Annotated in this window: 18 protein-coding genes and 2 pseudogenes; 14 read left to right on the top strand and 6 right to left on the bottom strand. The window is 62.1% G+C overall.

Annotation, left to right across the window (positions count from 1 at the left end; translation table 11 throughout):
• Positions 1 to 382 precede the first annotated feature (382 nt).
• From ACWKWE_RS04700 to ACWKWE_RS04685, 4 genes are all read left to right on the top strand, one after another.
• Positions 383 to 1,633 carry a 2-aminoadipate transaminase gene (locus ACWKWE_RS04700; protein WP_483849820.1) on the top strand — a complete coding sequence of 417 codons (1,251 nt, stop codon included), beginning with the start codon at positions 383 to 385 and terminating at the stop codon, positions 1,631 to 1,633.
• Between the two features lie 651 nt (positions 1,634 to 2,284).
• A complete protein-coding gene (locus ACWKWE_RS04695) occupies positions 2,285 to 3,706 on the top strand; it encodes an ATPase domain-containing protein (RefSeq protein ID WP_166594628.1) in 1,422 nt (473 codons plus the stop codon).
• 51 nt (positions 3,707 to 3,757) lie between these two features.
• The gene (locus ACWKWE_RS04690; RefSeq protein WP_166594627.1) at positions 3,758 to 4,126 is read left to right on the top strand and encodes a response regulator; all 369 of its coding nucleotides are present in this window, start codon (positions 3,758 to 3,760) and stop codon (positions 4,124 to 4,126) included.
• 54 nt (positions 4,127 to 4,180) lie between these two features.
• Positions 4,181 to 6,112 (top strand): hybrid sensor histidine kinase/response regulator, encoded by a 1,932-nt coding sequence (locus ACWKWE_RS04685; protein WP_483849819.1) that lies wholly within the window; start codon positions 4,181 to 4,183, stop codon positions 6,110 to 6,112.
• Between the two features lie 21 nt (positions 6,113 to 6,133).
• Here ACWKWE_RS04685 and ACWKWE_RS04680 read toward each other — a convergent pair whose 3' ends face one another.
• Positions 6,134 to 6,706, bottom strand: a complete 573-nt coding sequence (locus ACWKWE_RS04680; protein ID WP_483849818.1) for a LuxR C-terminal-related transcriptional regulator — start codon at positions 6,704 to 6,706, stop codon at positions 6,134 to 6,136.
• A 150-nt stretch (positions 6,707 to 6,856) separates the two neighbouring features.
• On the opposite strand from ACWKWE_RS04680, the gene ACWKWE_RS04675 reads away from it, so the two are divergent.
• The 6 genes from ACWKWE_RS04675 (at position 6,857) to ACWKWE_RS04650 (ending at position 17,137) form a co-directional block, all read left to right on the top strand.
• Positions 6,857 to 8,035, top strand: a complete 1,179-nt coding sequence (locus tag ACWKWE_RS04675) for an acetyl-CoA acetyltransferase (RefSeq protein ID WP_166594624.1) — start codon at positions 6,857 to 6,859, stop codon at positions 8,033 to 8,035.
• A gap of 2 nt (positions 8,036 to 8,037) precedes the next feature.
• Positions 8,038 to 9,573, top strand: a complete 1,536-nt coding sequence (locus ACWKWE_RS04670) for a class I adenylate-forming enzyme family protein (protein ID WP_483849817.1) — start codon at positions 8,038 to 8,040, stop codon at positions 9,571 to 9,573.
• Between the two features lie 59 nt (positions 9,574 to 9,632).
• Positions 9,633 to 11,015, top strand: coding sequence for an MFS transporter (locus ACWKWE_RS04665; RefSeq protein ID WP_341958126.1), 1,383 nt, complete (start codon positions 9,633 to 9,635; stop codon positions 11,013 to 11,015).
• Between the two features lie 312 nt (positions 11,016 to 11,327).
• Positions 11,328 to 14,513, top strand: a complete 3,186-nt coding sequence (locus ACWKWE_RS04660; protein WP_483849816.1) for an efflux RND transporter permease subunit — start codon at positions 11,328 to 11,330, stop codon at positions 14,511 to 14,513.
• A gap of 1 nt (position 14,514) precedes the next feature.
• Positions 14,515 to 15,702 (top strand): efflux RND transporter periplasmic adaptor subunit, encoded by a 1,188-nt coding sequence (locus ACWKWE_RS04655; protein ID WP_483849815.1) that lies wholly within the window; start codon positions 14,515 to 14,517, stop codon positions 15,700 to 15,702.
• The gene (locus ACWKWE_RS04650) at positions 15,695 to 17,137 is read left to right on the top strand and encodes an efflux transporter outer membrane subunit (RefSeq protein WP_483849814.1); all 1,443 of its coding nucleotides are present in this window, start codon (positions 15,695 to 15,697) and stop codon (positions 17,135 to 17,137) included. The genes ACWKWE_RS04655 and ACWKWE_RS04650 overlap by 8 nt, the downstream gene beginning before the upstream one ends.
• A 65-nt stretch (positions 17,138 to 17,202) precedes the next feature.
• Here the strand turns inward: ACWKWE_RS04650 and ACWKWE_RS04645 are convergent, their stop codons facing one another.
• The gene (locus tag ACWKWE_RS04645; protein WP_483849813.1) at positions 17,203 to 18,084 is read right to left on the bottom strand and encodes an NmrA family NAD(P)-binding protein; all 882 of its coding nucleotides are present in this window, start codon (positions 18,082 to 18,084) and stop codon (positions 17,203 to 17,205) included.
• 130 nt (positions 18,085 to 18,214) lie between these two features.
• Between ACWKWE_RS04645 and ACWKWE_RS04640 the strand changes: the two genes are divergently transcribed.
• Positions 18,215 to 18,820: a TetR/AcrR family transcriptional regulator gene (locus ACWKWE_RS04640; protein ID WP_483849812.1), complete on the top strand. Its 606-nt coding sequence runs from the start codon at positions 18,215 to 18,217 to the stop codon at positions 18,818 to 18,820.
• On the opposite strand, the pseudogene ACWKWE_RS04635 reads toward ACWKWE_RS04640, so the two are convergent.
• From ACWKWE_RS04635 to ACWKWE_RS04620, 4 genes and pseudogenes are all read right to left on the bottom strand, one after another.
• Positions 18,810 to 19,307: pseudogene (locus tag ACWKWE_RS04635) on the bottom strand (methyl-accepting chemotaxis protein); the annotation flags it as partial. The gene ACWKWE_RS04640 and the pseudogene ACWKWE_RS04635 overlap by 11 nt on opposite strands.
• A 786-nt stretch (positions 19,308 to 20,093) precedes the next feature.
• A pseudogene (locus ACWKWE_RS04630) lies at positions 20,094 to 20,363 on the bottom strand (PAS domain-containing protein); the annotation flags it as partial.
• Between the two features lie 136 nt (positions 20,364 to 20,499).
• Positions 20,500 to 20,730 (bottom strand): hypothetical protein, encoded by a 231-nt coding sequence (locus ACWKWE_RS04625; RefSeq protein WP_166594615.1) that lies wholly within the window; start codon positions 20,728 to 20,730, stop codon positions 20,500 to 20,502.
• 261 nt (positions 20,731 to 20,991) lie between these two features.
• The gene (locus ACWKWE_RS04620) at positions 20,992 to 21,768 is read right to left on the bottom strand and encodes a FadR/GntR family transcriptional regulator (RefSeq protein WP_483849811.1); all 777 of its coding nucleotides are present in this window, start codon (positions 21,766 to 21,768) and stop codon (positions 20,992 to 20,994) included.
• A gap of 163 nt (positions 21,769 to 21,931) precedes the next feature.
• Here ACWKWE_RS04620 and ACWKWE_RS04615 point away from each other — a divergent pair, with 163 nt between their 5' ends.
• The 3 genes from ACWKWE_RS04615 to ACWKWE_RS04605 all read left to right on the top strand — a co-directional run bounded on the left by ACWKWE_RS04615 (position 21,932) and on the right by ACWKWE_RS04605 (position 24,940).
• Positions 21,932 to 23,245: an MFS transporter gene (locus ACWKWE_RS04615; protein WP_483849810.1), complete on the top strand. Its 1,314-nt coding sequence runs from the start codon at positions 21,932 to 21,934 to the stop codon at positions 23,243 to 23,245.
• A 16-nt stretch (positions 23,246 to 23,261) separates the two neighbouring features.
• Complete coding sequence (denD, locus tag ACWKWE_RS04610; RefSeq protein ID WP_483849809.1) at positions 23,262 to 24,242, top strand: D-erythronate dehydrogenase; 981 nt, start codon at positions 23,262 to 23,264, stop codon at positions 24,240 to 24,242.
• 149 nt (positions 24,243 to 24,391) lie between these two features.
• Positions 24,392 to 24,940 carry a cupin domain-containing protein gene (locus tag ACWKWE_RS04605; protein ID WP_341958107.1) on the top strand — a complete coding sequence of 183 codons (549 nt, stop codon included), beginning with the start codon at positions 24,392 to 24,394 and terminating at the stop codon, positions 24,938 to 24,940.
• Positions 24,941 to 25,051: the final 111 nt, after the last annotated feature.

Here is a 25,051-nt window from a genome sequence, read left to right as displayed (position 1 = left end):
GGCGCATCACCTGAAAGCGGGAGTTGCAGGTGAAATTGCAACGCTTGTGCCAGAAATTTCCGAAATGATTCAAGTGATTCATTTTGCGGGCGTGGTCATTCGCCGCAGTGGGCAAGGGACGGTGACCGGGGTGAGTCGTTTTCGATTGGTTTGATTCAAAAATCGTTGATAGGTGAATCGGGCGGGAGGTTGGTGAATTCCCTAACCGCAGGTTTGCGCTCTGAAACCCTGCCCGCGGGCATGCGTTACGTTGGTGCGGCGCACCGGGTCAGTGCGGGTTCAGTCCTTGGCGGAATGACCCGTTGCCTTTATTTCGCTTGTGAGAAAACGCGCTTCATCGCTTAGATAGGCGCCATTCCCACAGTCCGCAAGGCGCTTGAGCATGGCTTTCCCTTCCGTCAGCAACTCCATTTCCTTCGTCCATCCCGTCAGCCTGACCCACGGAAAAAACGCCGAGGTCTGGGACGTTGACGGCAAGCGCTACATCGATTTCGTCGGGGGCATCGGGGTGCTGAACCTGGGCCACTGCCATCCGCAGATCATCGCGGCGATTTGCGAGCAGGCTCAGCGCCTGACCCATTACGCGTTCAACGCCGCGCCCCATGTGCCGTATCAGCAGTTCATCGAGCGGCTGGCAGCGTTCATTCCGGTGAGCTACCCGGTCAGCGGCATGCTCACCAACAGCGGCGCGGAAGCCGCGGAAAACGCCTTGAAGATCGTGCGCGGCCACACCGGCAAGACGGCGGTCATCGCGTTCGACGGGGCGTTCCATGGCCGCACGCTGGCGACGTTGAACTTGAATGGCAAGGTCGCGCCCTATAAACAGAAAGTGGGCGTGCTGCCGGGGCCGGTGTTCCACGTGCCGTACCCGAGCGTGGACAACGGCGTGTCTGCGGAAGAAGCATTCAAGGCGCTGGACCGGTTGTTCAGCGTGGAAATCGACATCGACGAAGTGGCGTGTTTCATCATCGAGCCGGTGCAGGGCGAGGGCGGTTTCCTGGCACTGGACCCGCTGTTCGCGAAGGCGTTGCGCAAATTGTGTGATGAGAAGGGCATTGTGCTGATCGTCGATGAGATCCAGTCGGGGTTCGGGCGGACGGGAGAGCGGTTTGCCTTCAGCCGTCTTGGGATCGAGCCGGACCTGCTGTTGTTGGGCAAAAGCATTGCCGGTGGCGTGCCGCTGGGCGCGGTGGTCGGGCGCAAATCGCTGATGGACACACTGCCTAAAGGCGGATTGGGCGGGACCTATTCCGGCAACCCGATTGCCTGCGCGGCAGGGTTGGCGACGCTCGATGTAATGACCGATGCGAACTTGTCGGCGTGGAACGAGCAGTATTCATCGACGTTGTTGGCGCGTTACGAGCGTTGGCAAACGGAGAAGGTATCGCCGTACCTGGGCCGTTTGACGGGTGTGGGGGCCATGCGCGGGATTGAACTCATCACCCCGGAAGGCAAACCCGCCACGGCACAGATGGCGCAGCTGCTGCAATTGGCCCGTGAGCGGGGGCTGTTGCTGATGCCGAGCGGCAAATCCCGGCACATCATCCGGTTGTTGGCGCCGTTGACCATCGAGCCCGAGGTGCTGAACGAAGGGCTGGACATTCTCGAAGCGTGTTTGAAGGCGCTTGATTGAGATCGAGGTGAAAGGCGGCACGACCGGGCACCTCGTTGTGCTTGGCAGACCGCATGCGCAGGTTTTGCTGCCGGTTCCCGGCAGATCGCGAGCAAGCAACGCTCCCACGGCCTTCGGCCAGAATCAACCGCAAGCGTTTGTGCACATAGATCTGCTTCTGCCGAAGGCGTGGGAGTGCCGGGGTGGCGTTCCACCTTGCCTACGATCTGGCGCGCAGCGGCAGTAAAACCTGACGCCTCGGTATGCCAGGCATGGCGCATCCTCCATCAAAAAAAACGCACCTCTGGCACCCGCCGCACTCCAACCCCTGCATTCCTGAAAAAGAGGCAGCGGCCATGGGTTCTCATATCCCCGATCACGATCCCGTCGATCCATCCGACGACACACCCGAATTCCCTTTGTCGGCGCCGATCAAGCCCGACGACCCGGAGCGGTGCAGCGAGCAGTCGAAAGCGGAAACCGAAGGCTGCGTCCCAGAGCAAACGCATGACAAACGACCGTCGCGGCCATGAGGCCATTTCGCGGGTTGTGCCGTAAGTCTTCGCCACGAATGATGATTGCGCTTGGAAAGCGGCGCCAAACGCGAAAGAATGCGTCTTTCGTCGTGCGTATCGTTCGCACCGCTGACGATCACTGGCGGAGGGAGCACATTTGAACCAGCTAAGACGCCTCAAGAGCGGAATTCAGGGGCTGGATGAATTGTTGAAGGGAGGCTTCGTCGCCGGGTCTTCCTACATCATTCAAGGCCGCCCCGGTTCAGGCAAAACCATTCTGGCCAACCAGATCGGCTTCAACCATGCCCGCGACGGCGGTCGCGTGCTGTTCGCGACCCTCCTCGCCGAACCTCATGAGCGACTGTTCCAGTTCCTCTCGACCCTGAGCTTTTTCGACAAGGACAAGATTGGCGACCAGATCCAGTTCGTCAGCGCCTTCGATACCATGGAAAACGACGGGCTGGACGAAGTGGTCAAGCTGTTGCGCCGTGAGATCGTGCGACAGAAGTCCACGGTCATGATCCTCGACGGGTTGCTCAACGCCCGTTCCCGCGCCGATTCGCCGCTCAACACCAAACGTTTCATCTCCGAATTGCAGGGTCACGCTGCGTTCGCCGGCTGCACGGTGTTTTTCCTCACCAGCTCTCAGCTGGACGACGGCAGCCCCGAGCACACGATGGTCGATGGCGTGCTGGAGTTGGGCGAAGAGCTGGTCGGCATCAAATCCATCCGCCGCATCAAGATGCGCAAGACCCGAGGCAGTGGCGCCATTCCCGGCGCCCACGAGTGCGAAATCACCGAAGACGGCCTGGTGGTCTACCCGCGTCTGGAAAGCACGCTGACGCACTCGGCGATGCGTGACAGCGATCACATCACCGTTGTCCCTTGCGGCGTTCCGACACTGGACCGGCTGATCGGCGGCGGGCTGATGGCGTCGTCGGTGACGTTGCTGATGGGGCCGTCCGGTTCCGGCAAAACCTCGTTGGGCCTCAGTTTTCTCGGCCAGTCGACGGTGGAAGAGCCGGGGCTGCATTTCGGTTTCTATGAATCCCCTCAGCGCCTGCGCATGAAAGCCGCGTCGCTTGGTCTGGACTTTGGAGCCCTTGAGGCTTCCGGGGCGCTGACGATTGTGTGGAAGTCGATCACCACCGAGCTGATCGACAAGCTCGCGCTGGATCTGCTGCGCACGGTTGAGGAAAAGTCCATCAAGCGGGTGTTCCTCGACAGCCTCGGCGGCATGACCCGGGTGGCGGCGGACAAATCCCGCATCCTCGACCTCTACACCGCGTTGATGGGCGAGCTGCGGGCGCGCAATGTCACGGTCGTCGCGTCCTGGGAAGTCATCAGTCTGTTGGGTGGCGAAATAGACGCCCCGGCGCCCGACTTGTCATGCATCGTCGACAACCTGCTGGTGCTGCGGTTCGTGCAGGAATCGGCTGAACTTAAACGCCAGCTGTCCATTCTTAAAATAAGGGACAACCCCTACGATCCGGCATTACTGGAGGTGGTCTTCAGCGATCAGGGTCTCGACGTCAAAAAGGTTCATTTCCATGCCCCTGGCTCAACCCATCACGCCTAAAGGTCGCCGTCGCGATCTCGCTCATGGCGGGTTGCGCAGGCCGGAGGCGCTATGACCACGATCTTGATCGTCGATGACGAATACCTGATTGCAGATGTGCTCAGTTTCGCCCTTGAAGACGAAGGCTACCTGACGGTGACCGCAGGCAGCGGCCAGCGCGCCCTGACCATTCTGGAGCGGGAGCGGCCTCAACTGATCATCACCGATTACATGATGCCGGGGATGAACGGCATCGAGCTGGCAGAGACCGTGCGGGCACACAAGACACTGCATGAGATTCCCATCATGCTCATGAGCGGCGCTCAGGCGCATCTGGGCATAGCCCGCCGGGACTTGTTCCTTGAGGTGTTCGACAAACCGTTCGACATCCACGCCGTGGTAGACCGGGTCAAATCCCTCCTCAAACCGGACGGGGCGTAACGCAAAGCTGGCCGCTCAAGCTCCCCATCCACCTTCATACCCTTCGAGGCCAGCATGCAACCACCCGCGCCGTCATCAGGACTGCTTTCCCAGGAAGACCGCTATCGGATGCTGGTCGATGCGGTGTTCGATTACGCGATTTACATGATCGACACCGCCGGCATCGTCTGTAGCTGGAACTCCGGGGCGCGGCGGATCAAGCAGTACGACGAGGCGGAAATCCTCGGCCGCTCGTTCTCCCTGTTCTACACCGAAGAAGATCGTCTCGCAGGCCTGCCACAGCGTGCGCTGTCCATCGCCGCAACGTCTGGACGTTACGAGGGAGAAGGCTGGCGAGTGCGCAAGGACGGCACGCGGCTGTGGGCGCTGGTGGTCATCGACCCGATTCAGGCCGCTGACGGCACGTTGATTGGCTTCGCCAAAGTCACCCGCGACCTCACCGAGCGGCGCCAGGCCGAGGAAGCCCTGCGTCGCAGTGAGCAGCAATTCAGCCTGCTGGTGCAGGGCGTCACGGATTACGCGCTGTACATGCTCGACCCGACGGGCATCGTCACCACCTGGAACGCGGGCGCCCAGCGCATCAAGGGCTATACGCCGGAAGAGGTGATCGGCCAGCACTTTTCGCTGTTCTTCGAACCCGCCGACGCACAAGCGGGCATGCCGCAGCGCTCGCTGGACATCGCCGTACGGGAAGGGCGCTTCGAGGGCGAGGGCTGGCGGGTGCGCAAGGACGGCTCGCGGTTTCTGGTGCACGTGGTCATCGACCCGATTCGCGATCAGGGCGGTGTCATCATCGGCTTTGCCAAGATCACCCGTGACGTGACGGACTCGGTCATGGCGCAGACGGCGCTGAAAGAAGCGAGGGAAGCGCTCTATCAATCGCAGAAAATGGAATCCGTTGGCCAGCTCACGGGCGGCATCGCCCACGACTTCAACAACCTGCTGACGGTGATTCTCGGCAGCCTGGGCATCGTCAAGAAACGCCTGTCCAGCGATGCGAAAACCCTGTCCCTGCTCGACAACGCCATTGCCGCCGCCCATCGCGGCTCATCCCTGACCCAGCGCATGCTGGCGTTTGCGCGGCGCCAGGAGCTGGCGCCGGAGCCCGTCGACGTCGGTACGTTGATTCGCGGCATGTCCGAGTTGCTGGGGCACTCGTTGGGGGCGAACATCTCGGTGGACACCCGATTCCCACTGCTGTTGCGGCAGGTGTTCGTCGACGCCGGTCAGTTGGAAATGGCGATCATGAACCTGATGATCAACGCCCGGGACGCCATGCCGAACGGCGGCAACATTGAAGTCTCGGCTCGGGAAGCCGCGTTTTGGCGTTCGCCGGAATCGACCGAAGAGCCGTTCATCTGCATCTCGGTGGCCGACACCGGCACCGGGATGGATGAGGCCACGCTGCAACGGGCGATGGAGCCGTTCTTTACCACCAAGGGGCTGGGCAAAGGCACCGGTCTTGGCTTGTCGATGATTCACGGCCTGGCCGAACAGTCGGGCGGCAAGCTGGTCCTGAAAAGCCAACCCGGCCTCGGCACGACCGCTGAGCTGTGGCTGCCCATTTCAAAGGTGGCGAGCGAACCGAGCCCCATGGCGAACGAAACCCTCCCGCGCATTGCGGCGCTCCCCACCCAACCGCTCAAGGTGCTGTTTGTCGACGACGATCCGCTGGTGGTGCTGAGCACCCGGGCCATGATCGAAGACCTGGGGCACAGGGTTCTGACCGCCAGCGATGGCGACGAGGCGTTGGCCCTGATTCGCGAGCACAACGATTTCGATCTGGTGATCTCGGATTACGTCATGCCCGCGATGTCCGGTTCCGAGCTGGCCGAGCAGATTTCCCGCTTGCGCCCGGCCTTGGCGATCATCATTTCCTCAGGGTTCACCGACACGGTTTCGCCCTTGGCCCAGCGCTTGCCGCGCTTGCCTAAACCCTTCAACCAGGCAGAGCTGGCGCGGGCCATCGCTTCGATTGGCTCTTGAACGTCGCAAGGTGCACACCGGCTAGCGCAGAACGATGATTTTCGACACCAGATCGGCGCTGTTTCGTGCTTGCAGCTTTTTCATCAGGCGTGCGCGATGGACTTCGACGGTGCGGTGGGAAATCGACAGTTTGCGGGCAACCTCTTTACACGTCAGGCCATTGACGATGTGCGCGGAAATCTCGCGTTCTCTGGGCGTGAGATTGACGGTGGGGCGAATGGCCCGGTCCATGCGCTCGAAATGCCAGACCATCAACTGGAAGGGTTCGTCAGGGGTCAGGGTGTAGCCGTTGGCCCGCGCCCAGAACACCTCGCCGCTCTGGTGCTGCATGAAACGCTGGTCGGAATACGCGCCGTTAAGGGCGTTGCGCAGCCAGCTCAGGCTGCGCTCGCCGATGGCCTGATAGTCGGCTTGTGAGGGGTAAAGCTTCAAAATCAACTGATCGGCCAACTCGTCGCGCTGATAGCCAAACAGCTTCAGAAAGGCGTCGTTGAAGTCCAGCATGCGACGATTGCCGGTGATGACCTGAGGCGCAGGAGATACTTGAAACGCCAGCCGTTCCAGGTCCTGCAGGTGGTCGGACTCATCTTTCATCGCGCTGTCTCGCTGTTTTTATTGTCGTCTTCCAGACCAGTATCGGCCTTTGGCACTACTCATCCCTATACGTAGTTGTACGAACTGGCGAGGGGGCTTCGTGGTGGGCATTGTAAAGAACGCCTGCTCATTGCGAAGGAGAAAATAAAAATGGTCAATGACGCCGTATCCATCGTTGCCGCCGGCCACAGCCGGTTCGGGCGACTGGACAACACCACCCTTGAAGACCTGATCGTGCAAGTCACGCGTCAGGCCCTGGACGATGCCGCGATTGACGCCTCGGAAATCGACGCGATCTTCCTCGGGCATTTCAATTCCGGGCTGGTACCCGACGGTTTTCCGGCCTCGCTGGTGCTGCAAGCCGACCCTGCCTTGCGCTTCAAACCCGCCACCCGCTGCGAAAACGCCTGTGCCTCTGGTTCTGCTGCGATCCAGGCCGGGATCAACGCGATCCGCTCCGGCGCTGCCGAACTGGTGCTGGTGGTCGGTGCCGAGAAGATGACCTCCAACACCACGGCGCAGGTCACCCAGGCCCTCGCCGGTGCCGGGTATCAGAACGATGCCGAAGAGGCCGGCCTGAGTTTTCCTCAACTGTTTGGCATTGCCGCCGCCCAGTATCGCGACCGCTACCAAAGCCCGATGTCGGCGATGGCGGCGATTGCCGCGAAAAACCACGCCAACGCGATGGCCAACCCGCTGGCGCACATGCACAAGGCGATGCCGTTCGAACACTGCAACACGGTGTCCGACAGCAACCCGGTGATTGCCTCGCCCTTGCGCCTGAGCGACTGCTCGCTGATCACCGACGGCGCGGCAGCGATCATCCTCGCCTCGCCAAAACGTGCCCGTCTGTTTCGCCGTGAAGTGCTGATTCGCGGTGCGCGTCAGGTCAACGACGTGTTGCCCATCGCCCAGCGCGACATTCTCGCCTTCGAAGGCCCGCAGCGGGCGATTCACGCGGCGCTGCGTCAGGCCGAGGTGACGCTGGCCGATATCGGGTTCGCCGAAGTCCATGACTGTTTCACCATCGCCGAACTGCTCATCTACGAAGCCATGGGCCTGGCGCCGAAAGGCGAGGGCCATCGCGCGCTGGACGACGGCATCGTGCAGGCAGGCGGGCGTCTGCCGGTCAACCTGTCAGGCGGCCTCAAGGCCAAGGGGCATCCGGTGGGTGCTACCGGCGTGTCGATGCACGCGATGGCGTTCCATCAACTGACCGGCAACCCCATCGGCCTTGCTGCGCCGGAGGCCGAATTCGGGCTGCTGTTCAACATGGGCGGTATGGCCGTCGCCAATTACGCCACCGTGCTGCAAGCGCGGAGGGCCTGACCATGAACATCGCTCATTGGTTGAACGATGCGTCCCGGCGCTGGCCCGAACGCCCGGCACTGTTTCGCGGTACGGAACAGGTCGCGGACTACGCCGAATTTGCCCGACGCGTGCGGGTGCGGGCAACTTTTCTGCGTGAGGAATACGGCGTCCAGCCAGGCGATCGGGTCGCGCTGTTCATGAAGAACTGCTGCGAATATTTGGAGCTGTTTTACGCCATCTGGTGGATCGGCGCGGTGGCGGTGCCGATCAACTGCAAACTGCACGCCGCCGAAGCGGGCTGGATCGCTGAGAACGCCGAAGCGCGGCTGATGGTCACCGACGACGGCCAGGTGTTCGCGGCCGGAGAGTTGCCTGTCCCGTGTAAGGAAGTGGCGGTTCACGGGTCGTTGACTTCTCTGGCGGCCGAAGGTGAAGCGCTGAACGTGCCTGCTTCGCGCAACACCGACGACCTCGCGTGGCTGTTCTACACCTCGGGCACGACGGGGCGGTCCAAGGGGGTGATGCTGTCACACGGCAACCTCATGGCCATGTCGCTGTGTTACCCGCTGGATGTGGATCAGGTGTCTGCCGACGATGCCGTGGTGTACGCCGCGCCGATGTCCCATGGCGCCGGGCTGTACAACTTCATCCATGTGCGCTGCGGCGCCCGGCATGTGGTGCCCGAGTCGCGCGGGTTCAAGGCGGCGGAGCTGTTCGATCTGGCGCGGGGGCTGGAGCAGGTGTCGTTGTTCGCGGCACCGACCATGGTCAAGCGCATGGTCGAAGAGGCCAAGCGTCAGGGCTACTCTGGCGAGGGTCTGAAAAGCGTGATCTACGGCGGCGCGCCGATGTACGTGGCGGATCTGCGTGAAGCAGTGGAGGTGTTTGGTCCACGGTTGATTCAGATCTACGGCCAGGGTGAAAGCCCGATGACGGTGACCGCCTTGAGCCGCCAGGCCATCGCGGACCGGAGCAACCCGAATTGGGAACGCTGGGTGGCGTCGGTGGGCATGGCGCAGTCCTGTGTCGAAATCAAAATCGTCGATGACCAGCGGCATGCGGTTGCCAGCGGGCAGGCCGGAGAAATCGCCGTGCGCGGCGCGACCGTGATGCAGGGGTACTGGCGCAACGAAGCGGCGACCCGCGAAACCCTCGTCGATGGCTGGCTGTTCACGGGCGATATCGGGTATCTCGACCCGGATGGCTGCCTGACCCTGACCGACCGCTCCAAGGACGTGATTATTTCCGGCGGCAGCAACGTGTACCCCCGCGAGGTCGAGGAAGTGCTGGCCACGCACCCCGGCGTTTTCGAAGTTTGCGTGGTCGGTGAAGCGGACGCGGAGTGGGGCGAATCGGTGGTGGCGTTCGTCGTGGCGCGTGAAGAGCAGGCTGTCGATCAGCACGGGTTGAACGAGTGGTTCGTCTCGCGCATGGCATCGTTCAAAAAGCCGAAAAAGTACGTGTTCTGCGCCGAACTGCCGAAAAACAGCTACGGAAAAGTGCTCAAGACCGATCTGCGGCTCTGGTTGAAGGAGCGCAGGGCGGCGGCGGTGTGAGCGCACCGTTTCACCATGATGTTTTTCCTTGAATAACAACAAAAGACAGGAATACAACAATGGCAACTCAACAGCAAAACCCCGAACGGCAACGTCGCCGCGCCTTCATTGGCGCGATTTCCGGTCACCTCATCGAATGGTATGACTACGGCGTCTACGGCTTTCTGGCGGTGTACATCGGCGGTGCGTTTTTCGTTTCCGACAACCCCACCACCAGCCTGCTGAGCAGCTTCGCCGCGTTCGCGCTGAGCTTTTTCATGCGGCCGCTGGGCGGGTTGTTTTTCGGTCCGCTGGCCGACAAGATCGGTCGTCGCAAGACCCTGATCACGGTGTTGATGATGATGGCGGGTTCGACCTGCCTGCTCGGATTTCTGCCGACGTACGCGTCGATTGGCCTCGCCGCTCCGGTGCTGCTGATCCTTATCCGCTGCGTCCAGGGCTTCTCGGCCGGTGGTGAAATCGGCACCATCACCAGCTTCATCTCGGAGTACGCCGGGCCCGGTCGCCGTGGTTTTTCCACCTGCTGGCTGATGGTCACGGCGGTATTGGGGCTGCTCCTCGGGGGCGCTGTCGCCAATGGCATGACCTGGGTGTTGGGCGCGGAGACGATGCAATCGTGGGGCTGGCGTGTGCCGTTCCTGATCGCCGGCCCCATGGGGATGATCTCGATGTACATTCGCCTGAAACTCGAAGACAGCCCGGAATTCCTCGCGCTGCAAAAAGCCGGGGAGACTTCCAAGGCGCCGCTGCGTGAGGTCTGGCAGTGGAAGCGGGCGATTGCGCTGGTGTTTTTCATCATCACGCTGCACAGCTCGATCTTTTATCTGGTGCTGACCTTCGCCTCGACCTACATGTCGCGCATCCTCAAGTTCGACAGCGGCACCACGCTGTTCTACGTGTTCATCGCCAGCCTCGCGGCGGCGTTCGTCATGCCGTTGGGCGGGGCGTTCACCGACCGTTACGGGCGCAAACCATTCCTGATGGTGGTGGGTGTGCTGGCGACGATGGCGATGTACTGGTTCTTTAAAGCGGCACCGACCGCAACGCCTGCCACGTTCATCTGGCCGTTGATGGCCGTGGCGATTCTGTTCGGGCTGTACGCGTCGTCGACCTACGCGACCATGAGTGAGCTGCTGCCAACGCGGATTCGCTCGACCGGTATCGCGGTGGCCTACAACATTCCGGTGGCCGTGTTCGGGGGCAGCGCGCCATTGATTTCGACCTGGCTGATTCAGCAAACCGGCGACATCAGCTCACCGTGGTATTTCTACATCGGCACCGGGATCGCGTCGCTGATTGCCCTGACGTTGCTGCGCCAGGAAGATTTCGTGGCGTGTACCCAGGCTGTGCAACCTGCATCGAGCGAGCGGGACACCGGGTCTTCATCTTCGGCGTTCCCCGTCACACCTGCCTCCGAATCCAGCCACAGCACCGCGGCCTGATTCGTCCCGACTGCGTCGCACCCTCTGAGCGGTGCGACGCAGGCCGTTCTCCCTCAATGTGTCGCGTTTTCCTCAGGCCTGTACCGGTCCGCGGCCTCCCGATCTGCGTCCGCCGCCATCCGCTTTTCGTGCCTGCGTTCCATGTCATGAAAAATTAAGTGGCATATACCCGTATTTGTGAATATCGTGCGCCATGCCGCCTTTTCTGGACGGGCTTCGTCGATCGGATCGACCTGGACGTCGGAGCGCCGTCGGGCCATTTGTGCCTGATCCGCTTCGACATTGTTGTTTCACGCTTGTCTGGATACTTCCATGCTTGGCCTCGTACGCGTTGCTTTGAGACGACCGTATACCTTTGTCGTTCTCGCCGTTTTGATCATGATCGTCGGGCCGCTGGCGGCTCTGCGCACCCCCACTGACATTTTTCCGGAGATTCGCATCCCGGTCATCGCGGTCATCTGGCAGTACACCGGGCTCTCGCCGGACCAGATGGCCGGGCGCGTGACATCCCCGTTCGAGCGGGTGCTGACGACCACGGTCAACGACATTCGACACATCGAAGCCCAGTCGCTCAACGGCTTCGGGATCGTCAAAGTGTTTTTTCAGCCCGGCGTGAACATCAGCAACGCCAACGCCCAGTTGACGTCGGTGTCCCAGGCGATCCTGCGCAACCTGCCGCCCGGCACGGTGCCGCCGCTGATCCTCAACTACAGCGCCTCGACGGTGCCGATCGTGCAACTGGCGTTGTCCGGTCAGAACCTCAGCGAGCAGAAGCTGGGTGACATTGGCCTCAACACCGTGCGGCTGATGCTCACCACCGTGGCGGGTGCATCGCTGCCGTACCCCTTCGGCGGCAAGACCCGTCAGGTGCAGATCGATCTGGACCCTGCGCAGATGCAAGCGCGAGGGCTGTCTGCCCAAGACGTCGCCAACGCGCTGGCCACGCAAAACCAGATCACCCCCGTGGGCACCCAGAAGATCGGCGGCTACGAGTACATGCTGCAACTGAATAACTCGCCGGTGGCGTTCAAGGACCTGGAAGACCTGCCGATCAAGACCGCCAACGGCACCACGGTGCTGATTCGTGATGTCGGCACGGTCAAGGACGGCAGCCCGCCGCAGACCAACATCGTGCACGTCAACGGTAACCGTTCCGTGCTGATTCCGGTGCTCAAGACCGGCTCGGCCTCGACCCTCGGGGTGATCGAGGGGATCAAGGACAAGCTCGCGGATTCCAAGGCGCAGTTGCCTGAAAACCTGAACATCGACCTGATCGGCGACCAGTCGCTGTTCGTGCGAGCGGCCATCAGTGGCGTAGCCCGTGAAGGGTTGATCGCCGCCGCGCTGACCAGTTTGATGATCTTGCTGTTCCTGGGCAGTTGGCGTTCGACCGTGATCATTGCGGTGTCCATTCCCCTGGCGATTCTGTCGTCGATTGCCGCGCTGTCGGCGTTGGGCGAAACCCTGAACATCATGACCCTCGGAGGGCTGGCGCTGGCCGTCGGCATCCTGGTCGACGATGCCACGGTGACCATCGAAAACATCAACTGGCACCTGGAACAGGGCAAGCCGGTGGAGACCGCGATCCTGGACGGCGCCGCGCAGATCGTGACGCCGGCCTTCGTGTCCCTGTTGTGTATCTGCATCGTGTTCGTGCCGATGTTCTTCCTCGACGGCGTGGCCCGGTTCCTGTTCGTGCCGATGGCCGAAGCGGTGATTTTCGCGATGATCGCCTCGTTCATCCTGTCGCGGACGCTGGTCCCGACCATGGCGAACTACCTGCTGAAACCCCACAACCTGACGGAAGAGGGCACGCACAAACCTGCCAGCCGCAACCCGCTGGTGCGATTCCAGCGGGGTTTCGAGGCGCGATTCGAACGGATTCGCGAGGGGTATCACGGGTTGCTCGCCGCCGCGCTGGAGCACCGTAAAGGGGTGATGGTCGGCATCCTCGCCTTCGTTGTCGCGTCCTTCGCGCTTGTGCCGACGTTGGGCCGCAACTTTTTCCCGGCGGTGGATTCCGGGCAGATTCTGATGCACGTCCGTGCCCCGGTGGGCATGCGTGTCGAAAGCACGGCGCAGTTGATCTTCGACGTGGAGAATGCCGTGCGCCGAGTGATTCCGGGCTCGGAACTCAAGGCGGTGGTGGACAACATCGGGCTGGCGGTCAGCGGCATCAACACCGCTTACAACACCACCGGTACGGTCGGCTCCCAGGACAGCGACATTCAGATCAGCCTGAACGAAGACCATCAGCCGACCGCCGAGTACGTGCGCCAGTTGCGTGAGCAATTGCCTCGCGAATTCCCCAACGCGGTGTTCTCGTTCCCGCCGGCCGACATCGTCGGGCAGATTCTCAACTTCGGTTCGTCGGCCCCGGTGGACGTGCAGATCACCGGTAACAACCTGGGCGGCAACTACGCCTACGCCAACACGCTGCTGCGTGAAATCCGTCGGGTGCCGGGCGTCGCGGATGCGCGGATTCAGCAGTCCCAGCAATTGCCGACGTTCAAGATCGACGTGGACCGCACCCGAGCGCAACTGCTCGGGATCAGCGAGCGAGACATCACCAACAGCCTGGTGGTCAACTTCGCGGGATCGAGCCAGGTCGCACCGACGTTCTGGCTCAACACGGCGAACGGCGTGTCGTACCCCATCGTGCTGCAAACCCCGCAGTACAGCCTCGACAAGTTGGCGCAGCTGTACAACCTGCCGCTGACCTCCACGTCCTCGACCGGCAGCGGACAGATTCTCGGCGGCCTGGCGTCGGTGGCGCGGACCCACAGCAACTCCGTGGTGACCCAATCCGACATCCAGCCCGTGGTGGAAATCCTCACCTCGGTGCAGGGCCGTGACCTCGGAGGTGTGGCAGCAGACATCCAGAAGATTCTGGCCGCGCACGCCAACGACGTGCCGAAAGGCTCGAAAGTGGCGCTGCAAGGTCAGTCAACAACGATGAACAGCGCCTTCAGCGGCATGTTGTTCGGGCTGCTGGGGGCCGTCGTGCTGATCTACCTGCTGATCGTGGTCAATTTCCAGTCCTGGAGCGACCCGTTCGTGATCATCACCGCATTGCCTGCGGCGCTGGCGGGCATCGTCTGGATGCTCTTTGTCACGCACACGCCGTTGTCGGTGCCAGCGTTGACCGGGGCGATCATGTGCATGGGGGTGGCGACGGCCAACGCCATCCTGGTCGTCAGCTTCTGCCGGGAACGGCTGGCGGAGCACGGCAACCCGTTGCAGGCCGCGCTGGAAGCCGGGTTTACCCGCTTCCGTCCGGTTCTGATGACCGCCATTTCGATGATCATCGGCATGGCGCCCATGGCCTTGAGCCTTGGCGAGGGCGGTGAGCAAAACGCGCCACTGGGCCGTGCGGTGATCGGCGGTCTGTGCTTCGCCACTGTGGCCACGTTGTTCCTGGTTCCCATCATTTTCAGCCTCGTTCACGCACGCGACAGTCGCGCCCGCGTCCAGGCCACTGCTTCTCAAGGGTTTTGACATGCTCAACGACACTCCTGTAACCCAACGTCAGCCACGCGTCAGCGGCTGGCGGGCGAATCTGGGTCTGCTGATTGCGCTGGTCGTGGTCGCCGCCGTGGTGTTCGTCGGTCTCACGGCCCGCGCCAGTGAATCGAAAGACCTGAAAACCTGGACCGATGCCCAGGCGCTGCCCAGCGTGATCGTCATCAGCCCGGCCGCACCCACCCAAGGTTCGGCGCTGATTTTGCCGGGCCGCCTGGAAGCCTGGTCGCGGGCGGCGATCTTTGCCCGTGTCGGCGGTTACCTGAAATCCTGGAAAGCCGACATCGGCGCCAAGGTCAAGGCAGGCCAACTGCTCGCCGAGATCGACACCCCCGAACTGGATCAGCAGTTGCTCCAGGCACGCGCCGATCTGGCCACCGCCAAAGCCAACGCCTCGCTCTCCCAGACCAGTGCCAAACGCTGGCAGGCCATGCTGGCGTCGGACTCGGTGTCCAGGCAGGAAGTCGATGAGCGCAACGGTGACCTGGCTGCGAAGCAGGCGCAGGTTCAGGCGGCTCAGGCCAATGTCGAACGGCTGACCGCCACCAAGGGCTTTCAACGGCTGACCGCGCCGTTCGACGGTGTGGTCACGGCGCGCTCCACGGATGTCGGCGCGCTGATCAACGCGGGCAGCACGGCCAGCGGCCAAGAGCTGTTCGCCGTGTCTGACGTCAGCCGTTTGCGGGTCTACGTTCAAGTGCCGCAGAGTTACGCGCCGCAGGTGAAGGCCGGTGCAACGGCGCGACTGAGCGTGCCCGAATACCCGCAGGAACAGTTCAAAGCCACCGTCATTGCCTCGGCGGATTCGGTGAATGCGTCGTCGGGCAGCACGCTGGTGCAGTTGCAAGTCGATAATCCCACCGGTCGTCTGCTGCCGGGTGCCTACACCAGCGTACGCTTCGACCTGCCGATTCAACCCAATGTCGTGCGACTCCCGGCCAGTGCCTTGCAATTCGACGCCCAAGGCATGCGCGTCGCGACCCTCGATCAAAACGACCACGTGCTGTTCAAGACCGTGACCATCGCTCGGGATTTCGGTGATTCGGTGGAAATCGGTTCGGGCCTCGCCGCCACGGACCGCGTCATCGACACGCCGCCCGATGGCTTGAACGACAACGACCCGGTGCAGATCGCCAAACCCGCCGAGGCCAAACCCCATGGTTAAGCAGAGCATGCTGCTGATGGCGATGCTGGGGCTGGGCGGATGCTCCCTCGCGCCGGACTACACCGTGCCGTCGGTGCCCACGGCGCAACAGTACAAAACCCAGGGGCCGTGGAGCGTCGCCACGCCCAGCGACCAGATCAGTCGCGACGGTTGGTGGCAGGTCTACAACGACCCGCAATTGGATGCGTTGCAACAGCAACTGCTGGCCAACAACCCGACTTTGAGCGCGGCACTGGCGCATTACGCGCAGGCTCAGGCGTTCGTGGCCCAAGTGAATTCAGCGTTGTTGCCCACGGTGAAGCAGATTGGCAACGCGCAACGAATCCGCCAGTCCGATACCCGACCGTTGCGTGCCAGCACCACGGACGACGTCTACAACTCGGGCACCCTGGGTTTGCAGATCGACTACGAAGTGGACCTCTGGGGCCGCGTGCGCAATTCGGTGGCGGCGGGTACTGACGAAGCGCAGGCCTCGCTCGCCGACCTGGCGTCTGCGCGGCTGAGCCTGCAAGCGCAACTGGCCGACAGCTACGTGCGCCTGCGCGGCCTGGATCAGCAGACCCACCTGCTGGAACAGACGACCCAGGCGTTCAGCCGCGCGGTGGACCTGACCCAAGGCCTGCACGACGGCGGCATCGTCTCCGGGCTGGATGTCGCGCGGGCTTCTTCGCAGCTGTCGTCGACCAAATCGCAGCTCAAGCAAAACAACGTGCAACGGACGCTGCTTGAACATGCCATTGCGGCGTTGACCGGCGCCTCGGCGTCACAGTTCAGCATCGCGCCGAGCACCGCAGCCTTGCCGTTGCCCGCGGTGCCGACGGGCGTGCCCTCGACCTTGCTCCAGCGTCGACCTGATATTGCCGCCGCCGAGCGACGCATTGCCGCCGCCAACGCACGGATCGGTATCGCCCGCGCCGCCTGGTTCCCCACGCTGACCCTGAGCGCCCAAGGCGGGTATCAAAGCAGCGAGTTCGCCAATCTGCTCAGCGCACCCAATCTGTTCTGGGCCGTGGGGCCGTCGCTGGTGACCACGCTGTTCGACGGCGGCTTGCGTCAGGCCCAGGTGGACGCCGCGAAAGCCGCGACGGACGAGGCGGGCGGCAAATACCGGGCGCAGGTGTTGGCGGCGTTCGAGCAGGTCGAAGACAACCTGTCGATCATTGATGGCCTGGGTTCGGCCCTGGAGGATCAGCGCGCAGCGGCGGAAGCGGCGCAGTACAGCGAAAACCTCTCGCTGGCCCGTTACAAGCAGGGGGCGATTGGTTATCTGGACGTGGTCGTCGCACAAACCGCGTCGTTGCAGGCGCAACGCAGCGTGCTGGATTTGCAGACCCAACAACTGGCGGCGAGTGTCGGGCTGGTCAAGGCATTGGGGGGAGGGTGGAACGTCTCGGAGCTGGCGGTCAACGGCAAGCCGGAGACGCCGCTTCGCTAAGGGTGTGTCACTGAAAAGCCCCGCTGCATGCACGACTCAGCGGGGCTTGCGTGGATCGGGATCAATCAACGCTGATAGGCGGCCTTGTGCAAGGTCACAAACGCCTGAACGGTCATCGGCGCCACGCCGGTGACGTCGGCGATGATCGAGTCTTCGCCCTCGAACACGCCATGCTGGTAGTCCTGCGCCACTTCAATCAGGTGCTGGCGGAGGAACGGGCCCAGCCCCGATTCGGTCATTTCCTTGTCGTATTGCTCAAGGCTGATTGGCACGTAGGTCACGGTGCGGCCCAGCACTTCACCGACGGCATCGGCGACACCTTGCTGGCTCAGTTCGATCGGGCCGTTGAGGTCGTAGGTCTTGCCCGCATGGGGTTGCGGGTTTTGCAGGATCGCGGCGATCAGGCGGGCCTGGTCTTCAGCGGCGATCGGGGCGTGGCGGCCGTCGCCGAACGGCAGACGGATTTCGCCGCGTTCGACGATGTGTTTCCGCCAGTGCGGGTACAGCAGCCATTGGGCGAAGTACGTCGGGCGAAGGTGCGTGGTCGCCAGACCCGACCAGTCGAACACGCGTTCGGCGGTGTAATGGCTCAAGGCTGCGTTGCTTTTAGCCACGCGGCGGGCGGAAATCTGCGACATGTTCACCAACGAGGTCACACCAGCCTCTTTCGCCGCCAGCGCGAAACGGGCGCTCGCGTCGATGATGCCGGGGTGGATCGGGTAGACGAAGTAGGCCGACTCGATGCCTTCAAGGGCGGCGCGCAGCGAATCAAGGTCCTGGAAATCGCCAATGGCAACGTCTGCGCCCAGCTCGCGCAGTTCCGCTGCGCGGTGGTCATCGGCGCGCACCAGGGCTCGGACAGGGATGTTTTTTTCGCGCAGGATTTCGACGGTTTTACGACCGGTGAAGCCAGTGGCGCCGGTGACGAGCAGGGTGGGTTGAGACATGATCGATCCTCAGTGCAGGAAACCGCTTGCGCGGGTGGGAGAGTTATATGAAGCTTGTAATCCACATTAGATGGTGATCAGAATCTAATGTCAACAGCACGTCGGATATTCGGATAGAAAGAGGCGTTCCATGCGCAAGAGCAAACTGGAAACCGCTGCAACGAGGCAGAAAATCATTGAGGTCAGCCGCGTCGAGTTTCGTCGCCACGGCATCGACGGCAGCGGCCTCACCGCATTGATGGCGGCCGCGGGTTTGACGCAGGGCGGGTTTTACAAACACTTCAAGTCGAAGGCACACCTGGTCGCGGAGGCGACGAAAGCGTCCGTGGACGATCAGTTGGCGAAGTTGGCGCAAGTCGGGGCATCAGGCGAAGAAGCCGATGCGTTCAATGCATCGGTCGCCACTTACCTGAGCGTGCAGCACCGGGATGAAAGCAGTGGCTGCCCGTTTGCGGCGTTGGGCAGTGAACTCGCGAGGGCTGAAGACCCCGTGAAGACGGTCGCGGTGCAAGGGTTTGAGCAGACTCTGGCGCTGCTGACCGATCAGTTGGCGGCCGCCCGGCCCGCAGGGGATGCCGGCCCGTCAAACCGTGATCAGGCCATGCTGAGTCTCTGCGCAATGATGGGGGCACTGACCGTCGCCCGGATGGCCGAAGGTTGTGCGCTGTCAGAAGAAGTGCTGGCAGCGGTTCGTCGGCAGTTGCAGGTTGAAGCCCCGGCCGCTGCTAGCGATTGAACCGCTCGGCCAGGCTGTGCAGGTACTGGGCCATCTGCTCCAGCTCTCGGCTGATGCTCGACCCCTGTTGCGCTTGCCCCGCGCTCTGGTCGCACAGTTGAGCGATGCGGTTGATCTGCTGATTGATGCTTTCGGCCACGTGGGTTTGCTCCTCGGACGCGGAGGCCATCTGCTGGCTCATCCCGGTGATCCGTGACACCGCCTGGCTGATGCCACTCAACGCGTGCTGCACCGCCTCGACGCTGGTCACGCTCTCCTGCGACATGGCCTGGCCCCGCGTGGCCGTGGCGACCGCGCGGCTGGCGCCCTCGCGCAATTCGCCGATGATGCCTTGAATCTGTTCGGTCGAGGTCTGTGTCCGCGAAGCCAGGGAACGCACCTCATCGGCCACCACCGCAAACCCTCGGCCCTGTTCCCCGGCGCGTGCCGCTTCAATAGCCGCGTTGAGGGCCAGCAGGTTGGTCTGCTGGGCAATGGAATTGATGACGTCCACGACACTGCCGATGGATTGCGTCGCACTGGCCAGCTCGCCCACCGCTTCGCCGATTTCAGACACCGAGTTGGCCATGTGGCGAATCGCCAACAGGCTGTCGTCGGCCAGGCTGCGTCCCTGTTGGGCGAGGTTGTCCGCCTCCAGCGCAGCGTTGGCGGTGTTCTGCACGTTATGGGTCACTTCCTGAATTGTTGCGGCCATTTGCGTGATGGCGGTTGCCGATTGATCGGTTTCATTGCGTTGCTGATCGAGGGCTTCGGCCTGCAACAGCGACAGGCTGGCGGACTGACCGGCGCGCTGTTTGACGTTTTCCCCGGCATCCACCAGCCGCGTCAGCGCGGTTTGCAGGCGCGCTTCCTCGCTGAGCAACGCCAGGTCCAGACGCGCCTGCGGGCCGCGATTATCGCTGTAGGTCAGGGCGATCAGTGGGTCGGTGAAGGCTTTGGGGTGTTCGTCCAGTAGCGCCTTGAGCGTCTGGTTTTGCCGCCATTCCAGAAACACGCTGAGGGCGACCAGCGTCAGCAGCATGGCCGCCAACTCCGCATGATCGGCCAATAAATAATTGCAAACGCCGAGAATCACAGCGGCGATGATCAGCGGCAGTTGGCGGGTCAGGTGATAGCGGGCGGTTTCAACACCGGAAACGGCAGACTTGCCCGCTCGCAGGCGCGTGTACAGCGCCTCGGCCCGTCGCACCTGCTCTCGGGTCGGGAGCGCCCGAACGGACTCGAACCCCGCGATCTTACCGTGCTCGTAGATCGGCGTGACGTAAGCGCTGACCCAGTAAAAATCACCATTCTTCGCGCGGTTCTTGACCACGCCCATCCACGGCTTGCCCTGTTTGAGGGTCTCCCACATGTGGGCGAACACCGACGGCGGCATGTCGGGGTGACGAACGAGGTTGTGGGGCTGGCCGATCAGTTCTTCGCGGGTAAAACCGCTGAGGGCGACGAAAGCATCGTTACAGTAGGTGATGTGACTGCTGAGGTCGGTGGTGGAAATCAGACGCTCGCTGGCGGCAAAGGTACGTTCCTGCTGTGTAACCGGCATGTTCAAACGCATAGAACGACTCATCCCTGACAGTGCTGAAGTGCTTGCCAGTAGGTGTAGCACAACATTGCCGACGCCGACGAACGGTGCCCGGCAATGGGAATCTGTTCCCAAAACCGGGCAATGCAAGCGCCGGTCAGTTGCCGTCGGCGACCTTGCGTTCAATGGCGTCGGACTTGCGTTTCAGCTCTTCGGCTTCCTGTTCCTTGGTGCGAATCGATGTCGGAGTGATGACTTCGTCCACGGCGCGGGTGTCGTCGTCGCGGTCTTCGAGATCCCGCTCGACCACGTTCACGGGCTTGCCGGACGCATCGGTAGGTGGGGCGTTGGTGGGACGGGTGGAGGCGTTGCGGTCGTCGTTACTCATGTCAGTATCCTCAGGGGGCTTGAACGTTGGAGGACAGCGCGCAAGACGAGTTCGAGGAATTTGGGGGCGTTGGATGAGCACGCTGCTCAAATCCCGGGCAGAAAAAAGCCCGCTGGGGAAGACGGGCTTAAAGAGGATCAAAAGGAGTAAGTGCAGACTGGACCTTGCAACGTGAACATTTCGTGAAAACGGTTTTATGACTGATTCCTATTTATAAAATCACGACGAACGGTCAAGTCTTGCGGGTGACTGCCATGCGCTTCAAGGATTTATGTGCACGGGACTCTGCCAAAAGGACGGGTCGGCACTCTTCAGTCGCTCGACAGCGTTGTTGATGTGGGTGAGGGCGGCCTGGCGGGCAGCTTCCGGATCGCGGGCGGCGATGGCGTCGTAAATGGCGACATGTTCGACGCGCACGGTGCTGGCCATTTCCTGACGGCGCTCTTCATTGGAGCGGGTGATGCGGATGGCCTCTTTCACAAACTGGGCGATGAATTCGTGCAAGGACGGGTAAAGCGGATTGCCCGTGGCGTGGGAAATCGACAGGTGATACGCCAGGTCTTCCTCGACGCCGTCATGGCCTTCGTGTTCGGCGGTATCAATGGCTTTCAGCGCACGCTCGATGGTCTCCAGTTGGTGACGGGTGTGGCGCTGGGCGGCGAGGGCGGCCGCTTCGCCCTCAATGCCCCGGCGTAATTCCGTGACGCGCAGCACCGCTTCGATGGAGCCGCCAACGTCCACATCGATGGTGAACGCCTTGATGTGCGCACCTTCGCAGACCACGGTCCCGCTGCCCTGACGCACTTCCACCAGACCCGCCGACTTAAGTCGGGAAATCGCTTCTCGCACCACCGTGCGGCTCACCCCATAGCGCTCGCACAGCACAGGCTCCGTGGGCAGGCGCGTGCCGGGAAGGGCTTCGCCGTTGGCGATATGCGCTTTGAGTGCGGCCGTCACCTGATCCGCCAGTGTGCCTTTGGAGGCGTCTTTCAGGCTGGAAGGGGCATTCGGGCGCGGGGTCAGGTCGGAGGCGGACATGGAAATCTCATGTTTCAAATGAATGAACGTTACTGCATTTCCGGCGCCACGTCCCGTGCAGGAAGCGTGTTGAATTCGTATGACGTATTATGTTACTTGTTATGTCGCACGCTGTTCTGCCCCCAACAATCGCCCACGACAAAAACAAAGGGATGGGAAAGAAATGAGTGAATCCTTGACGCAAGGCGCCATCGGCACGCCCGCCGCCGATGCCTCCGAAGACGCGGCTTACCGCAAGGCGGCGTGGCGCATTCTGCCGCTCCTGCTGCTGTGTTATCTGGTGGCCTACCTCGATCGGGTCAATGTCGGTTTTGCCAAACTGCAAATGTCCGATGACCTGCATTTCTCCGAAGCGGTGTACGGCCTCGGCGCGGGCATCTTTTTCATCGCGTACTTCCTGGTTGAAATCCCCAGCAACCTGATCCTTCACAGGGTCGGCGCCCGGCTGTGGATTGCGCGGATCATGATCAGCTGGGGCGTGATCTCGTCCTGCATGGCCTTCGTGACCACGCCGATGTCGTTCTACATCATGCGTTTCCTGCTGGGGCTGGCCGAGGCCGGCTTCTACCCGGGCGTCATCCTTTATCTGTCGTACTGGTTCCCGACCCACCGTCGGGGGAAGATGTTCGCGTTGTTCGCCAGCGCCGTGCCGCTGTCGGGCCTGGTGGGTGCGCCGCTGTCCGGCTGGATCATGGCGGTGTTCGACGGCGCTCATGGTTGGGCAGGGTGGAAGTGGCTGTTCTTCATCGAGGGTCTGCCGTCGGTGGCCATCGGCATTCTGGTGATTTTCTGCCTGAGCGACCGCATCTCCCACGCGGGCTGGCTGACTCAGGAACAGAAAACCCTGCTGCAATCGCGCATCGACGCCGAAAGCCACTCCCACGAAGCCCACAGCGTGCGCGACGTGTTCCGCCAGCCGCGCATCTGGCTGCTGACCGCGATCTATTTCTGCATGATCGCGGGCTTTTACACCGTCGGTTTCTGGCTGCCGACGCTGGTCCGTCAGGCCGGCGTGACCGACGTGCTGCACATCGGCCTGCTGACCGCGATTCCGTACGGCGCGGCCGTCGCGACCATGTTGCTGGTGTCGCGCCACGCGGACCGGGTGCGTGAGCGCCGCTGGCATCTCGCACTGACGGCCATCGTCGGCGCCATCGGCCTGATCATCGCGGCGACCTGGAGCAGCAGTTTCACGATGTCGATGATCGGCCTGACCCTCGCCGCCATGGGCGCGCTCAGCACGTTGCCACTGTTCTGGAGCCTGCCGACGGCGTTCCTCGGAGGCACGGCGGCCGCTGCGGGGATTGCGCTGATCAACTCGTGCGGCAACCTTGCAGGGTTCGTTTCGCCGTATCTGATCGGCTTCCTCAAGGACATGACCCAAAGCACCACCATCGGCCTGTACGTGATGGCGGGTGCACTGATCCTCGGGTCGGTGTTGATCTTCCGGATTCCCGCAAAACTCGTTAACCGTTGAGCAACAGGAGTGACCCATGAATATTCTCGTGACCGGTGCGGCCGGCTTTCTCGGCCGTCGCCTGATCGAAGCCCTCTTGCAGCGCGGCGCGTTGACCGATCGACAAGGGGCCAGGCAGGCTCTCTCGAAAATCGTGGCTTTCGACGTGGTGCCGCTGACCGGTCTGGACGACCCTCGGGTCGAGGTGGTCTGCGGTGACATCGCCGACTCCAACGTGCTGGAAGGGCTGGTGAGCGCCGAAACCGACAGCGTTTTCCACCTCGCAGCCGTGGTGTCGAGTCAGGCCGAACAGGACTTCGAGCTGGGGATGCGCATCAACTTCACCGCGACGCAACAGCTGCTGGAACGGATTCGCAGCCTCGGCACTTGCCCGAAATGGGTGATGACCAGTTCCGTGGCAGTGTTCGGCGGACAGCTTCCTGCTCAGGTGGAGGACCATCAAGTCTGGGCGCCGCAAAGCTCCTACGGCACACAAAAGGCGATGAACGATTTGCTGCTCGCTGATTACAGCCGTCGGGGTTTCGTCGATGGCCGCAGCTTGCGCATGCCGACCATCGTCGTGCGCCCCGGCAAACCCAACCTTGCGGCATCGAGCTTCGCCAGTGGCATCATCCGTGAGCCGCTCAACGGGCAGGAAAGCGTGTGCCCGGTGCCGATGGAGACGCGCCTGTGGCTGATGTCACCGGCGCAGGCCATCGCCAACCTGATTCACGGCCATGAGCTGTCGGCGGAGCAATTGCAGTCGGGGCGGGTGATCAACATGCCGGGCTTATCGATCACGGTGGCAGACATGATTGACGCGCTGCGGCGAACGGCGGGGGACGAGGTCGCCCACCGGATTCGGCTGGAACGCAACCCGGCGATCGAGAAAATCGTCGGCTCCTGGCCGGGGTCATTCACCGCAACGTATGCGAAAAAACTCGGGTTTACCGCCGACCACGATTTCGCCGATGTCATCGGGCAGTTCATCGCGGAATACCCACCCCAACCCAGCTAAAACCGTCGCGTTCATATGTCGCGTGGCCGTCTAGGTCAGGGCGCTTAATCGTGTTCTAATCAGCCCCACTCAAACCGGGGAACGGCCCACGCTTCGTGTGTGAAAACAGGCACTTCCCCCGATACCCTCAGAATCAACCAAGGGCTGTCATGGATACGGGGTCACGACTGAAGTTAGTGCGGGAAAGCTACAAAATGTCCCAGCGTGAGCTGGCCAGACGCAGCGGAGTCGCCAATGGCACGATCTCCTTGATTGAGTTGAATCGCGTCAGCCCCTCGGTCAGTTCGTTGAAAAAACTGCTGGAGGGGTTTCCCATGACCCTGGCGGATTTTTTCTCCTTCGATCAGCCGCCTCAAGAACAACGCTACGTCTTCCGCGCCGGAGAACAGCCGGATCTCGGTCGCGACGGATTGCGCCTGTTGCTGATCGGCGCTTCGGTGCCCAGCCGCCAGATGCGCATGCTCCGTGAGCAATACGCGCCGGGTGCAGGCTCGGGCGATGAACCAATCGTGCATGCCCAGGGCGAGGAGTGCGGTCTGGTCACCCGAGGCACCATCGAGCTGACGGTGGACGGGCAGATCAGCATTCTCAACGCCGGTGATGGGTATTACTTCCCGACCACGCTGCCGCACAGCTTTCGCAACATCGGGCAGGATGAGGCAGAAATCATCAGCGCGAACACGCCCGCTAATTTTTAAGGAGCGTCTGGCGTCAGTTTTCCAAACGCCAGACAGCACGAAGGGGAGCCGGGGCTCCCCTTCAAGGTGTTTCAGTTGCATGCTCTTTTTTGTTTTTAGGTGGCCTGTTGT

Source organism: Pseudomonas salicis, from assembly GCF_057128705.1.
This window is presented reverse-complemented; position numbering and strand designations above follow the sequence as displayed.

What these genes read in the sequence shown, in the direction of transcription:
- ACWKWE_RS04700 (WP_483849820.1), top strand. Translation starts at nt 383, where the DNA reads ATGGCTTTCCCTTCCGTCAGCAACTCCATTTCCTTCGTCCATCCCGTC.
- ACWKWE_RS04690 (WP_166594627.1), top strand. Translation starts at nt 3,758, where the DNA reads ATGACCACGATCTTGATCGTCGATGACGAATACCTGATTGCAGATGTG.
- ACWKWE_RS04685 (WP_483849819.1), top strand. Translation starts at nt 4,181, where the DNA reads ATGCAACCACCCGCGCCGTCATCAGGACTGCTTTCCCAGGAAGACCGC.
- ACWKWE_RS04680 (WP_483849818.1), bottom strand. Translation starts at nt 6,706, where the DNA reads ATGAAAGATGAGTCCGACCACCTGCAGGACCTGGAACGGCTGGCGTTT.
- ACWKWE_RS04675 (WP_166594624.1), top strand. Translation starts at nt 6,857, where the DNA reads ATGGTCAATGACGCCGTATCCATCGTTGCCGCCGGCCACAGCCGGTTC.
- ACWKWE_RS04670 (WP_483849817.1), top strand. Translation starts at nt 8,038, where the DNA reads ATGAACATCGCTCATTGGTTGAACGATGCGTCCCGGCGCTGGCCCGAA.
- ACWKWE_RS04665 (WP_341958126.1), top strand. Translation starts at nt 9,633, where the DNA reads ATGGCAACTCAACAGCAAAACCCCGAACGGCAACGTCGCCGCGCCTTC.
- ACWKWE_RS04660 (WP_483849816.1), top strand. Translation starts at nt 11,328, where the DNA reads ATGCTTGGCCTCGTACGCGTTGCTTTGAGACGACCGTATACCTTTGTC.
- ACWKWE_RS04655 (WP_483849815.1), top strand. Translation starts at nt 14,515, where the DNA reads ATGCTCAACGACACTCCTGTAACCCAACGTCAGCCACGCGTCAGCGGC.
- ACWKWE_RS04650 (WP_483849814.1), top strand. Translation starts at nt 15,695, where the DNA reads ATGGTTAAGCAGAGCATGCTGCTGATGGCGATGCTGGGGCTGGGCGGA.
- ACWKWE_RS04645 (WP_483849813.1), bottom strand. Translation starts at nt 18,084, where the DNA reads ATGTCTCAACCCACCCTGCTCGTCACCGGCGCCACTGGCTTCACCGGT.
- ACWKWE_RS04640 (WP_483849812.1), top strand. Translation starts at nt 18,215, where the DNA reads ATGCGCAAGAGCAAACTGGAAACCGCTGCAACGAGGCAGAAAATCATT.
- ACWKWE_RS04625 (WP_166594615.1), bottom strand. Translation starts at nt 20,730, where the DNA reads ATGAGTAACGACGACCGCAACGCCTCCACCCGTCCCACCAACGCCCCA.
- ACWKWE_RS04620 (WP_483849811.1), bottom strand. Translation starts at nt 21,768, where the DNA reads ATGTCCGCCTCCGACCTGACCCCGCGCCCGAATGCCCCTTCCAGCCTG.
- ACWKWE_RS04615 (WP_483849810.1), top strand. Translation starts at nt 21,932, where the DNA reads ATGAGTGAATCCTTGACGCAAGGCGCCATCGGCACGCCCGCCGCCGAT.
- denD (WP_483849809.1), top strand. Translation starts at nt 23,262, where the DNA reads ATGAATATTCTCGTGACCGGTGCGGCCGGCTTTCTCGGCCGTCGCCTG.
- ACWKWE_RS04605 (WP_341958107.1), top strand. Translation starts at nt 24,392, where the DNA reads ATGGATACGGGGTCACGACTGAAGTTAGTGCGGGAAAGCTACAAAATG.